The sequence below is a fragment of the Xenorhabdus szentirmaii DSM 16338 genome, assembly GCF_002632585.1.
GTDB classification, from domain to species: Bacteria; Pseudomonadota; Gammaproteobacteria; order Enterobacterales; family Enterobacteriaceae; genus Xenorhabdus; species Xenorhabdus szentirmaii.
The window spans coordinates 875,330-888,241 of the sequence record NZ_NIBV01000001.1 but is presented as its reverse complement, the minus strand read 5'-3'; the positions used below and the strand labels follow the sequence as shown (position 1 = coordinate 888,241).

General features: G+C 48.5%; 11 protein-coding genes. 5 read left to right on the top strand and 6 right to left on the bottom strand.

Annotated elements, in window-relative coordinates:
- Positions 1 to 7 precede the first annotated feature (7 nt).
- Genes recF through dnaA form a run of 3 tightly spaced genes read right to left on the bottom strand, consistent with a single transcriptional unit; the run spans position 8 to position 3,625 of the window.
- A complete protein-coding gene (recF, locus tag Xsze_RS04225) occupies positions 8 to 1,099 on the bottom strand; it encodes a DNA replication/repair protein RecF (RefSeq protein WP_038239785.1) in 1,092 nt (363 codons plus the stop codon).
- 32 nt (positions 1,100 to 1,131) lie between these two features.
- Positions 1,132 to 2,232 (bottom strand): DNA polymerase III subunit beta, encoded by a 1,101-nt coding sequence (gene dnaN, locus Xsze_RS04220; protein WP_038239787.1) that lies wholly within the window; start codon positions 2,230 to 2,232, stop codon positions 1,132 to 1,134.
- A gap of 4 nt (positions 2,233 to 2,236) precedes the next feature.
- Positions 2,237 to 3,625 carry a chromosomal replication initiator protein DnaA gene (gene dnaA / locus Xsze_RS04215; RefSeq protein WP_038239789.1) on the bottom strand — a complete coding sequence of 463 codons (1,389 nt, stop codon included), beginning with the start codon at positions 3,623 to 3,625 and terminating at the stop codon, positions 2,237 to 2,239.
- 731 nt (positions 3,626 to 4,356) lie between these two features.
- On the opposite strand from dnaA, the gene rpmH reads away from it, so the two are divergent.
- The 5 genes from rpmH (at position 4,357) to mnmE (ending at position 8,191) form a co-directional block, all read left to right on the top strand.
- Positions 4,357 to 4,497 (top strand): 50S ribosomal protein L34, encoded by a 141-nt coding sequence (gene rpmH / locus Xsze_RS04210; protein ID WP_000831330.1) that lies wholly within the window; start codon positions 4,357 to 4,359, stop codon positions 4,495 to 4,497.
- 18 nt (positions 4,498 to 4,515) lie between these two features.
- Complete coding sequence (gene rnpA / locus Xsze_RS04205; RefSeq protein ID WP_071991809.1) at positions 4,516 to 4,875, top strand: ribonuclease P protein component; 360 nt, start codon at positions 4,516 to 4,518, stop codon at positions 4,873 to 4,875.
- Positions 4,839 to 5,096 (top strand): membrane protein insertion efficiency factor YidD, encoded by a 258-nt coding sequence (yidD, locus tag Xsze_RS04200; protein ID WP_038239797.1) that lies wholly within the window; start codon positions 4,839 to 4,841, stop codon positions 5,094 to 5,096. Before rnpA ends, yidD begins: the two co-directional genes overlap by 37 nt.
- 2 nt (positions 5,097 to 5,098) lie before the next feature.
- Positions 5,099 to 6,742, top strand: coding sequence for a membrane protein insertase YidC (gene yidC / locus Xsze_RS04195; RefSeq protein WP_038239799.1), 1,644 nt, complete (start codon positions 5,099 to 5,101; stop codon positions 6,740 to 6,742).
- Between the two features lie 84 nt (positions 6,743 to 6,826).
- On the top strand, positions 6,827 to 8,191 hold the full coding sequence (gene mnmE, locus Xsze_RS04190) for a tRNA uridine-5-carboxymethylaminomethyl(34) synthesis GTPase MnmE (RefSeq protein WP_038239801.1): 1,365 nt from the start codon (positions 6,827 to 6,829) through the stop codon (positions 8,189 to 8,191).
- An 83-nt stretch (positions 8,192 to 8,274) separates the two neighbouring features.
- On the opposite strand, the gene fdoI is transcribed toward mnmE, so the two are convergent.
- The 3 genes from fdoI to fdnG are packed head-to-tail and all read right to left on the bottom strand — an operon-like array spanning position 8,275 to position 12,899.
- A complete protein-coding gene (gene fdoI, locus Xsze_RS04185) occupies positions 8,275 to 8,916 on the bottom strand; it encodes a formate dehydrogenase cytochrome b556 subunit (protein ID WP_038239803.1) in 642 nt (213 codons plus the stop codon).
- Positions 8,913 to 9,839: a formate dehydrogenase subunit beta gene (gene fdxH / locus Xsze_RS04180; RefSeq protein WP_038239805.1), complete on the bottom strand. Its 927-nt coding sequence runs from the start codon at positions 9,837 to 9,839 to the stop codon at positions 8,913 to 8,915. Before fdxH ends, fdoI begins: the two co-directional genes overlap by 4 nt.
- A gap of 12 nt (positions 9,840 to 9,851) precedes the next feature.
- The gene (gene fdnG / locus Xsze_RS04175; RefSeq protein ID WP_084616296.1) at positions 9,852 to 12,899 is read right to left on the bottom strand and encodes a formate dehydrogenase-N subunit alpha; all 3,048 of its coding nucleotides are present in this window, start codon (positions 12,897 to 12,899) and stop codon (positions 9,852 to 9,854) included.
- Positions 12,900 to 12,912 lie beyond the last annotated feature (13 nt).

Here is a 12,912-nt window from a genome sequence, read left to right as displayed (position 1 = left end):
GCTCATTCTAATCCTGTGGTTGAATCCCTATTTTGCCATGTTCTACGCGAAACATCCTGCTATTTACATCAATCATGTCTGTAACTTGCCCAGGAGTGATTGCACTGACAAACACTTGGGCTTGCGTAGATTTTAGACGCTCGGCTAATAGCTGACGACGACCGGCATCCAATTCTGAGGCAAAATCATCAAGCAGATACAGGCATTGTTGCCCGCTCTGTCGGGTGAAATATTCACCCTGTGCTAACCGCAACGCGCACATCAGTAATTTTAACTGACCACGGGAAAGCATGTCCTCTACTGGTGTGCCGTCCGCCCTGATCCGAAGATCCGCTTTATGGGGGCCGGAAGCGGTGTAGGTTAGCGCCCTGTCACGCTCAAATTGCCGTTCGAGCAATTCAGCGTATTCACTTTCTTTGTCCCAGCCTTGTTGGAAGCTGATACTGAGGGTGAATTCAGGTAAAAATTGTTGGCAGGTTTTTTCGATATCTTCAGAAATACCTGCAATGTATTCAGCCCGCCATTGGCTTATTTCAGTCGCCAGCGGAGCAAGCTCACGATCCCAATGCAGGATCTGGCTGTAGCGGGTCACTTGCCGCAATGCGGCATTGCGTTGTTTGAGCAGCCTTTTCAGGTTGCTCCAGGCCATAAAAAAACGGGGTTCATTGTGAAAGCAGCCCCAATCAATAAATGCCCGGCGATATTTTGGGCCGCCGTTCAACAAAGTGAACCCTTCAGGGGTGATAAGCTGCATTGGCAGCATTTTTGCCAATTCAGCTATTTTATGCCCATCACTGCCATCTATCCTGACTTTGCTGTCGCCCTGACGGTTTTTGCTCAGTCCTACCGACAAGGAGCGTTCATGGCATTGTTGATCAAGCCGCCCATGAAGAATGAATTCTTCACAATCGTGGCGGATCACCCTTCCTGCCTGAATGCTTCGGAAAGCCCGGCCGTGGCCCAATGTATAAATGGCTTCCAATATACTTGTTTTGCCGCTGCCATTTGGCCCAACCAGAAAATTAAAACCAGTTGCCAGTGGTAAGTCAGCATCCGCGATATTGCGAAAATCGCGGATTAGCAAACGTGAGAGAATCATATATATGAGTTAATGTTGTTACAGGCGCATTTTTACAGACGCATTGGCATCACGACATAAGTGGCAGCCTGACTGGCTGAATTCTCAATTTTCACGCTGGATGTGGCATCTGTCAGCAACAAGCTGACCTGCTCGCATTTTAATGCGTTTAAAACATCCAATACATAGCTGACATTGAAACCAATTTCCATTTCAGTGCCTTGGTAGCTGACATCTACGATTTCTTCAGCTTCTTCCTGCTCAGGGTTATTGGCTGTAATTCTGAGTTGGTTTTCGCTTAAGTAGATGCGGACACCCCGGAATTTTTCGTTGGATAAAATCGCTGCCCGTGAAAATGCTTGTTTAAGCGTGTCACAATTGGCGACCAGTGTTTTATCTGGATTTTTCGGCAGTACACGGCGGTAGTCAGGAAAACGGCCATCAACCAATTTTGATGTGAAGATGAAATCACCAACGTGGGCGCGAATGTTATTGCTGCCAATCTGAAGTTGCAGCGGATTGTCACCGCCATCCAGCAGACGCATTAATTCAATGACCCCTTTGCGGGGAACAATCACTGAATGAGAGGGGAGGTTTTGCCCGATCCCCATGGAACAAACGGCCAGACGGTGACCATCTGTTGCAACGGTACGCAATTCTTCCCCTTCGGTTTCGAATAACATGCCGTTCAAGTAATAGCGGACATCCTGATGCGCCATGGAAAATTGAGTGGATTCAATCAGACGTTTCAGTGTGGCTTGTGGCAGAGAAAATTCAACTTCGCTCTGCCAGTCGTCGAGATTGGGGAAATCGGAAGCAGGCAGGGTTGAGAGTGAAAAGCGGCTGCGGCCGGATCGCACGAGAATGCGATCGCCGTCCAATTCCACGCTGATTTCTGCACCATCAGGCAACCCGCGCCAGATGTCAAAGAATTTACGCGCAGGAATAGTGGTTGCACCTTGTTCATGTGGTTGAGTCAGTGCAACCCGCGCTTTCATTTCCATTTCTAAATCGGTGCCGGTTAACAGCAGAGAGCCTTCTGTGACCTGCAATAATAAGTTGCCTAAAATAGGCAGGGTAGGGCGGCCTCCCAAGGGGCTGCTCACCTGCTGCAAAGGTTTTAATAATTGCTCACGTTCAATGATGAATTTCATAGCGCTAGGAAGATAATGTTCTGATTAAGTTGGAAAAATCTTCTTTGATGTCATGACTCTCTTCACGCAGCTGTTCGATTTTACGACACGCGTGAAGTACCGTTGTATGGTCACGTCCACCAAAGGCATCCCCGATTTCAGGCAAGCTGTGATTGGTCAGCTCTTTTGCCAGCGCCATTGCCATTTGTCTCGGGCGGGCAACGGAGCGCGAACGACGTTTGGAAAGCAGGTCTGCAACCTTGATTTTGTAATATTCAGCGACAGTTTTCTGAATATTATCAATAGTGACCAGCTTTTCCTGTAGAGCCAATAAATCACGTAATGCTTCACGTACAAAATCAATGGTAATTGCACGACCGGTAAAGTTGGCGTTGGCGATGACCCGATTCAAAGCGCCTTCTAGCTCACGAACGTTGGATCGCAGGCGTTTGGCAATAAAGAAAGCCACTTCGCCCGGCAACTGGATTTGGTTTTCGTCTGCTTTCTTCATCAGAATAGCGACGCGTGTTTCCAGCTCCGGTGGTTCGATAGCAACGGTCAATCCCCAGCCAAAGCGGGATTTTAACCGGTCTTCGACGCCATTGATCTCTTTCGGATAGCGGTCTGATGTCAGAATAATCTGTTGATTACCTTCCAACAGGGCATTGAACGTATGGAAGAATTCTTCTTGGGATCGCTCTTTATTTGCAAAAAACTGAATATCATCGATCAACAGGGCATCCACTGAGCGATAATAACGTTTAAATTCTTCTATCGCATTGTTTTGCAATGCTTTGACCATGTCCTGAACAAAACGTTCAGAATGCATGTATACCACTTTTGCATTGGCTTTGCGTGCCATGATGCTATTGCCAACGGCATGCAAAAGGTGGGTTTTACCCAGTCCGGTTCCGCCATAGAGGAACAGGGGATTGTATGCGCCCCCCGGATTGTCGGCAACTTGCCTCGCGGCAGCTCTGGCGAGTTGGTTGGATTTACCTTCAACAAAGTTATCGAATGTGTGCTTGGGATTCACATTAGAGCGATAGGATAACTCTGGCTGGGCTTTTGCGGTGTCCCAGCTCGGGCGTACAGATGAACTGGACGGCACAACAGCAACCGGCATATCGGCAATGATTTTCTGAGATGTAGACTGGTTGGCTGAAATAGGTTTATTTCCTACTTCAAAACGCAGCAACGGTACTTCAGGACCACAGAAATCATTTAATAACAAATTGATATTGTTGATATACTTCTCTCTTACCCAATCCAGAACAAAACGGTTGGGGGCATAGAGAGCCAAAGTGTTATCACTCAGTTCTGCCTGAAGGGGTCGTATCCACATACTGAATTCTGTGGCAGGTAACTCATCCTGCAAACGGGCAAGACATTGCTGCCAAAGCGAAAGTGACACGGCGAACTCCCCTTAAAACGAGACCAATAAAAGAAACCGGAATAATACATAGATACGTTATACTTGGGCACAAGGCGTCTTTCACAGCGGTGAGGAAGATGGCATGTACCTTGTGGCGACTTTTAAATCATCGCTCCCCCAACGATTCACTGACAGAGAGATCGGGATCGCGGCCGACGATCATAACGCAAAAGAAGATATAAATCCTCATTCTTTTACACAGCTTTGACGCTTTTTATCCACAGGGAGCTTATGGCGCTTCAGGACTTGCAAATATCAAGGCCCATAAAAAATACTGTAGTTTAATCATGGTATATATCAAACTTTGTTTAGGTATAGTTTAAAATTCAGCGCGAAAATAATACAGTGATCACGTATCCAAAACATAACGATCTATGTATGATCCTTGCGCTTTATTGCACAGTCCGTATAATCTTGCACCCTGCGTGTGATGCCAACGATTTTTTCCGGTTATGTCTGGTGAGGATTTGGGGTAAGCACTTCGGGTAGCAAAAAGTCTGGCTATCATGTCTGATTGGCTAAAAAAATCAGTCAGGAAAGTTATCAGGCTCGCGTCATCTTGGATTGACTAAGGGTAGTACATTTTATTACAATCCTGCCTCTTTCTATATATTGATGTTGCGATTGAGGCATCGGTGTCTACTTATTCTCACTGGTCGCCAACGCATTTGCTGAATCAGTAACAAATTTTAAGTTAGGTAGAAATCGCTATGAAACGCACTTTTCAACCATCCGTACTGAAGCGTAACCGTTCTCACGGCTTCCGTGCTCGTATGGCCACTAAAAATGGTCGTCAGGTTCTGGCTCGCCGTCGTGCGAAAGGCCGTGCTCGTCTGACCGTTTCTAAGTAATAAAGCTAACCATACCACGTGGTTAAGCTCGCTTTTCCGAGGGAGTTACGTTTGTTAACTCCCGAGCATTTCACTTATGTTTTCCAGCAGCCACAACGGGCAAGCACCGCAGAGCTCACTATTCTCGGGCGCTTGAATGAGCTGGGGCATCCCCGCATCGGTCTAACTGTCGCCAAAAAAAATGTTAAACGAGCCCATGAGCGTAATCGTATCAAACGACTGGCTCGTGAAAGTTTTCGTTTAAACCAACATAAATTACCGTCAATGGATTTTGTGATTTTGGTGAGAAAAGGGGTCTCTGAGCTCGATAACCGTGAGCTGACGGAAGCTTTGGGCAAATTATGGCGTCGTCACAGTCGCTTGGTTCGCGCATCCTGATTGCTTTAATTAGAGGCTACCAGTTGGTGATTAGTCCACTGCTGGGGCCTCGCTGTCGTTTCAACCCTACCTGTTCCCAGTATGGCATTGAGGCATTGCGCAGGTTTGGAATGATAAAAGGCAGTTGGTTAACAGTGAAACGCGTATTAAAATGCCACCCTTTACACAAAGGTGGTGATGATCCCGTCCCACCTAAAAACGACGATAACAGAGAACATTAACGATGGATTCGCAACGCAATCTTCTTTTCATCGCTTTGCTGTTTGTTTCGTTCTTGGTCTGGCAAGCGTGGGAGAATGATAAGAACCCACAACCAGCGGCCCAGATCACGCAACAAACAAACACTACGCTGGATAGCGAAGTAAGCAGTGGGCAAGGTAAACTTATCACCGTGAAAACCGATGTGCTTTCATTGCATATCAATACCCGTGGCGGTGATATCGAGGAGGCTGATCTGCTGGCCTATCCAGATACCCTTGGTTCTAAAACACCATTCAAACTGCTGGAAACGACCCCTGAGTTTACTTATCAGGCTCAAAGTGGATTAACGGGTATCAATGGTCCGGATAACCAGGCTGAACGTCCGCTTTATCATACCACCCAGAATAGCTTCACCTTGGCTGATGGTCAGGATGAATTGCGAATTCCGATGACTTACACTGCGCCAGATGGCGTTGTTTACGTTAAAACCTTCGTTCTGAAACGCGGTAATTATGCAGTCTCTGTTGATTACAGCATCGATAACGTCACCGATAAACCCTTGCAGATGGCGTTCTTCGGTCAGCTGAAACAGAGTGCTGAGCTGCCGAAACATCGCGATACCGGCAGCAGTAATTTTGCCTTGCATACTTATCGTGGTGCTGCTTATTCTTCTGATGAAGCAAAATACGAAAAATACAAATTTGATGATATTGAAAGTAAGGCGCTTTCCGTAACCACACAAGGCGGCTGGGTAGCAATGCTCCAGCAATACTTCGCCACAGCGTGGGTTCCGGAGAAAGACAAAACGAGCAATTTCTATACCATTGACCTGAAAAACCAAAAAATGGCGATCATCGGGTACAAAGGTGAAAACATCAATATCGCACCAAAAAGCCAACAGAATATCTCTTCTACCTTATGGGTTGGCCCTGAAATTCAGGATCAAATGGCAGCGGTAGCACCACACCTGGATCTCACCGTGGATTACGGTTGGTTGTGGTTTATTTCCCAGCCACTCTTCAAGCTGTTGAAATTCCTTCATGAATACATCGGCAACTGGGGCTTCTCCATCATTGCGATCACCTTTATCGTGCGTGGTATCATGTACCCGCTGACCAAGGCGCAATATACTTCGATGGCGAAAATGCGTTTGTTGCAGCCAAAAATCACGGCAATGCGTGAACGTTTTGGTGATGACCGTCAACGCATGAGCCAGGAAATGATGGCGCTGTACAAAACAGAGAAAGTAAACCCGCTGGGCGGTTGTTTACCTCTGGTCATTCAGATGCCAATCTTCCTTGCGCTTTATTACATGTTGATGGGTTCTGTTGAACTGCGCCATGCTCCGTTCATTGGTTGGATTAATGACTTGTCTGCACAAGATCCTTACTACATCCTGCCAGTGCTGATGGGCGTGACCATGTTTGTTATCCAGAAGCTGTCACCGACGACGGTAGCAGACCCAATGCAGCAGAAGATCATGACTTACATGCCAGTCGTGTTCACCGTCTTCTTCCTGTGGTTCCCGTCTGGTCTGGTACTGTACTATATCGTCAGTAACTTGGTGACCATCATCCAGCAGCAGGTTATTTTCCGCAGTCTGGAAAAACGTGGTTTACATACCCGCGAAAAACGCGAAAAGAAAGTCGACCTCAATAAAAAGTAAGTCTTTCAAAAAATAAGCAGAAGGCGGTCAATGACCGCCTTTATTATTTCCGTGACATCAGTGAAAAGAAAAAGAGAGAGTTTTATGAATACCACCGATACGATAGTCGCTCAGGCCACCCCTCCGGGACGAGGCGGTGTAGGCATTCTGCGTATTTCTGGCCGCAAGGCGGCGGAAGTCGCTGAGGTGGTATTGGGAAAACTCCCGAAACCCCGTTATGCCGATTACCTCCCCTTCCGTGATGTTGATGGTACGGTACTTGATCAAGGCATTGCGCTTTATTTCCCCGGCCCTAACTCTTTTACGGGAGAAGATGTGCTGGAGCTTCAGGGGCATGGCGGGCCTGTTATCCTCGATTTACTGTTAAAGCGTATCCTGACGATTTCAGGGGTGCGCATTGCCAATCCGGGGGAATTCTCGGAACGGGCCTTCCTGAACGATAAACTTGATTTGGCACAAGCAGAGGCTATCGCCGATCTGATTGATGCCAGTTCCGAGCAGGCGGCGCGCTCTGCGATGAATTCCCTGCAAGGTGCATTTTCGAATCAAGTCCATCAATTGGTTGAAGCTCTGACGCATTTGCGGATCTATGTTGAAGCTGCCATTGATTTTCCCGATGAAGAAATCGATTTTCTTTCTGATGGCAAGATAGAAGCCCAGTTGGACGGGGTCATTGCGGAATTGGCAGAGGTTCGCTCACAGGCTCGTCAGGGCAGTTTATTGCGTGAAGGGATGAAAGTGGTGATTGCCGGGCGTCCGAATGCGGGTAAATCCAGCCTGCTCAATGCACTGGCGGGGCGTGAAGCCGCGATTGTCACGGATATTGCGGGAACAACACGCGATGTTTTGCGCGAACACATCCATATTGATGGAATGCCGTTGCATGTGATTGATACAGCGGGATTACGTGAAGCCAGTGATGAAGTGGAACGTATCGGCATTGAGCGGGCATGGCAAGAAATTGAGCAGGCAGACAGGGTATTGTTTATGGTGGACAGCACAACCACAGACGCGGTTGAGCCTGCACAAATCTGGCCGGAGTTTATGGCGAAATTACCGCCTTCCCTGCCCATTACCGTGATCCGCAATAAAACAGATATGACCGGAGAAGAAACAGGCGTTGCAGAAATCAGTGATTACACATTAATCCGTCTTTCTGCCCGTGAAGGAAAAGGGATTGATTTACTGCGAGAGCACCTGAAAGAAACAATGGGCTTCAACAGCAATACTGAAGGCGGGTTTCTTGCGCGCCGCCGCCATTTACAGGCATTGAATACAGCGGCAGAGCATTTGCATGAAGGCCATCAACAGCTCGTATTTGCGCGTTCAGGGGAATTGCTGGCAGAAGAATTGCGTCTGGCGCAGCAGGCACTGAGTGAAATCACGGGTGAATTTACATCAGATGATTTGCTTGGCCGGATTTTCTCAAGTTTTTGCATTGGAAAATAAACAAACTTATTTTATCCGGACAAGAAAACCCCAGAAACATCGTTGGCTATGTTTCTGGGGCATATCAAGACCTTGCTCCAAATTTACTTTTTCTCTTTCTGCTGTTCTTGCTTCATGATTTCACGATACCAGCGAGGATGGTGTTTCTTTGCCCAGCCGCGTGTCACCCAGCCTTCAACCATGGCCCGTACCGAGCCTTTCACCCAGATAGCCGCATAGGCATGTACGATAATGGTCAGGATCAAGCCAATGGCGGCCAGTGAATGAACCAGTAAAGCAAGCCGGATGAGTGGGATAGGAAAGTATTCCGCAAAATAAGGGCGCCAAATGATAATGCCGCTGACCAATAACAACAGCAGGCAAACACTGACTGACCAGTAAATGCCTTTCTGACCGAGATTGTATTGACCGATATCTCCGGCTTCTTCATTTTGCAGCACTTTGTGAATATTCTTTGCCCACACAATGTCATCCCTGTCTATTAGGTTATGTTTGAAATACCTGAAAAACATAAAGATAAACAGAAAAAACATGACTGAACCGGAAAATGGATGCAAGATTCGCGATAGTTGCGGCGTACCAAAGATATTCATCATCCAGTTCAGGGAAGGAAAGAAAAACCCCAATCCGCTGATGGCGGTGAACAGAAAGCAGATAACAACGGCCCAATGATTGACGCGTTCAACCGGAGAATGGCGAATGATGACATCGCGACGCTGTTTCATTTTTTCACCTCCTCATTTTTTACCTTGTCCGAATCAAGGGAGGCAAGGGCACTTTCTTCCTCTTCTTTAGAAACCCGGTTCGGGCCGATACCCACGTAATGGAAAATGGAGGCGGCAAAGGTTGCAGCAAAGCCAATCGCTGCCAATGGCTTCCAGATCCCTTTCCAGAATGTCACGGTGGGGCTGATAGTGGGATTTTCAGGCAGGCCGTGATAGAGCTGCGGTTTGTTGGCATGATGCAGCACATACATAACATGTGTACCCCCTACGCCTTCGGGATCATACAGGCCGGCATTGTCATAACCGCGCCCTTTCAGTTCCTCAACCCGTTCAGCTGCCAGTGCTTTCATATCCTGCTTGCTGCCAAAATGAATGGCGCCTGTCGGGCAGGTTTTCACGCACGCTGGCTCTTGCCCCACACCAACACGATCAACACACAGCGTGCATTTATAAGCGCGGTTATCTTCTTTGTTAATGCGCGGCACATCGAATGGACAGCCTGCAATGCAGTAACCACAACCAATGCAGTGCTCTGACTGAAAATCGACAATGCCATTGGCATACTGAATAATCGCCCCTTCCGCAGGGCAGGCTTTCAGGCATCCCGGATCGGCGCAGTGCATGCAGCCATCCTTGCGGATCAGCCATTCCAGTTTGCCGTGTTCTTCAACTTCGGAAAACCGCATCACTGTCCATGATTTCGCCGTTAAATCGGCCGGATTATCATAAACACCGACGTTGTGCCCGATTTCATCCCGGATGTCGTTCCATTCTGAACAGGCTACTTGACATGCTTTACAACCGATACAGGTAGTGACGTCGATAAGCTTTGCCACTTCTTGCTGACTTCCCCGCACACGAGGCGCGGGAGTCAGAGAGTTGGTGGCTGAGCGGCGAATGATGTCCTGAGATTGCAATGACATAATTTTTCTCCCCTACACCTTTTCCACATTAACCAGAAAAGCCTTGAATTCTGGCGTCTGCGTATTGGCATCACCCACAAACGGCGTCAGGGTATTCGCCAGAAAACCTTTCTTCGCCGCGCCTTCAAAGCCCCAGTGAATGGGAATACCGATGGTATCCACTTCACGACCATGAACATTCAGGGTACGGATGCGCTTAGTCACCACCGCCTTGGCTTTGATATAACCCCGATTGGAGCTGACTTTAACGGTATCGCCCTGTTTAATGCCTTTTTCCGCCGCCAATCGCTCTCCAATTTCCACAAACTGCTCTGGCTGGGCAATCGCATTCAGCAAGGCATGTTTTGTCCAGAAGTGGAAATGCTCGGTCAGGCGATAAGTTGTACCGACGTAAGGGAATTTATCCGCTTTACCCATTGCGTCAAGATCGTTCCTGAACACGCGGGCTGCCGGGTTGGAAATGACATTCGGATGCAGGGGATTCGTGCCCAATGGCGTTTCAAATGGTTCATAATGTTCAGGGAATGGCCCTTCTGCCATTTTATCAATGGCAAACAGGCGTCCCATGCCTTCAGGCTGCATGATAAACGGCCCGACTTCCGTTCCCGGAGCCGCATTGCTGTAATCGGGAATATCCACCCCGCCCCATTTATCACCATCCCATTCGATTAACCGGCGTTTGGGGTCCCACGGGTGACCCTGTGGATCAGCAGAGGCACGGTTATACAGGATACGGCGGTTCAGTGGCCACGCCCATGCCCAACCCAGTGTATTACCGATGCCGGAGGGATCTGCGTTGTCACGGCGCGCCATTTGGTTACCTTCGGGTGTCCAGCTGCCGGCAAAAATCCAGCAGCCACTGGCGGTTGTCCCATTATCACGCAGTTGTGCAAAAGACGATAATTGCTGCCCTTTTTGCACCAAAATATTGCCTTTGCCATCCAGCACATCCGCCAGTGCAAGCCCGTTATTTTCCTGCGCGACTTCTTCCGGAGTGGGGTTATCGGGGTCCAGATAATCCCATGCCATGCTCAGAACTTGCTCTGGTGCCGCTCCTCCTTCTTCGCGGTATAAGTCACGCAGGCGCCTGAAGATGCCAGACAGAATTTCACCATCACCGATGGCTTCACCCGGTGCATCTGCCCCTTTCCAGTGCCATTGCAACCAGCGGGCTGAATTGACTATTGACCCATTTTCTTCGGCAAAGCAACAACATGGCAGCCGGAAGACTTCCGTTTGAATAGAAGAGGGATCGACGTCGTTGAATTCACCGTGATTTTGCCAGAATGACGATGTCTCGGTACTGAGCGGATCGACGGTAATCAGGAACTTCAATTTCGATAACGCCGCTACGACTTTATTTTTATTCGGGAATGAAGCAATGGGGTTGAATCCCTGACAAATATAGCCGTTCACTTCCCCTTTCGACATCATTTCGAAATATTGCAGGACGTCGTAAGGTTTATCCCACTTAGGCAGAAGATCAAAACCCCAGTCATTCTCTTTACGGGCATGGTGGCCATAAAAGCTTTTCATCAGGCTGACAAAGAATTTCGGATAATTTCCCCAATAATTGACTTGTCCCGGTATAGTGGATTTTGGCGTATTCGCCTGCAAATAGGTCTGCAAATCAGCCTGTTTTTCTGAGGGCAGGGAGAGATAGCCGGGCAGGCTCTGCGATAACAGCCCGAGATCTGTCAGCCCCTGTATATTGGAATGACCACGCAGTGCATTAATCCCGCCGCCGGCCATGCCCATGTTGCCGAGCAACAATTGGATCATCGCCATGGTGCGGATATTCTGTGCGCCGACAGAATGCTGCGTCCAGCCCAACGCATACAGGAAAGAGGCTGTTTTATCTTTCGCACTGGTTGCTGCCAGATATTCACACACTTTGAGGAAATCTTCCTTCGGTGTGCCACAAATATCCGTGACGACATCCGGTGTATAACGGCTGACATGGGTTTTCAGCAAATTCCAGACACAACGGGGATGGGTCAGCGTTTTATCGCGCTTGGCAAACCCCTGCTCATCCAGTTCATAATTCCATGAGGTTTTATCGTACTGACGGCTTTCCGCATCATAACCGCTGAACAAACCCTCATCGAACGAGAAATCTTCCCGTACAATCAGGCTGGCATTGGTGTATGCCTCAACATATTCACGATTAATTTTTTCGTTGGTCATCAGGTATAAAATCACACCTGACAGAAAAGCAATGTCCGTACCGGACCGGATAGGCGTGTAGAAATCCGCCACGGATGCCGTACGGGTAAAACGTGGATCGATAACAATCAGTTTGGCATTGTTGTGGATTTTGGCTTCCATCGCCCAGCGGAAACCAACAGGATGTGCCTCTGCGGCATTCCCGCCCATCACGACAATCAGGTTCGCGTTCTTAATATCCACCCAGTGGTTGGTCATCGCACCGCGACCAAATGTTGGAGCAAGACTTGCTACCGTTGGTCCGTGTCAGACACGCGCCTGGTTGTCTACGGCAAGCATGCCGAGAGCGCGACTAAATTTTTGCGATAAAAAACCCGTTTCATTACTGGCCGCAGAGGCACACAACATACCTGTTGTCAGCCAGCGGTTAACCGTAACGCCATCCTGATTGGTTCTGATGAAGTTGGCATCTCTGTCTTGTTTCATCAATCTTGCGATGCGATCGAAAGCTTCATTCCAGCTTATGCGCTGCCATTGGCTTGCGCCCGGGGCACGATATTCCGGATAGTGCAGGCGGTTTTCACTGTGGATAAAATCGACCAACCCGGCTCCCTTAGGACACAAGGCTCCCCGGTTCACCGGATGATCCGGATCACCTTCAATATGAAAAATAGTCGATTTGGCATTTTTGGCACCATCGCCAAGGCTGTACATCAATAATCCACAGCCGACAGAACAGTATGTACAGGTATTTCGGGTTTCACGCGCACGCAGCAGTTTATAGTTACGTGTTTGTGCCTCCGCAGCGGCGGGGGCAAACCCCAGCACGGCAGCCGTCGTACCCGCCATACCGCCAGCGCAGATCTTAAAGAACTGCCTTCTGCTGACTTGCATGGGGGATCTCCTT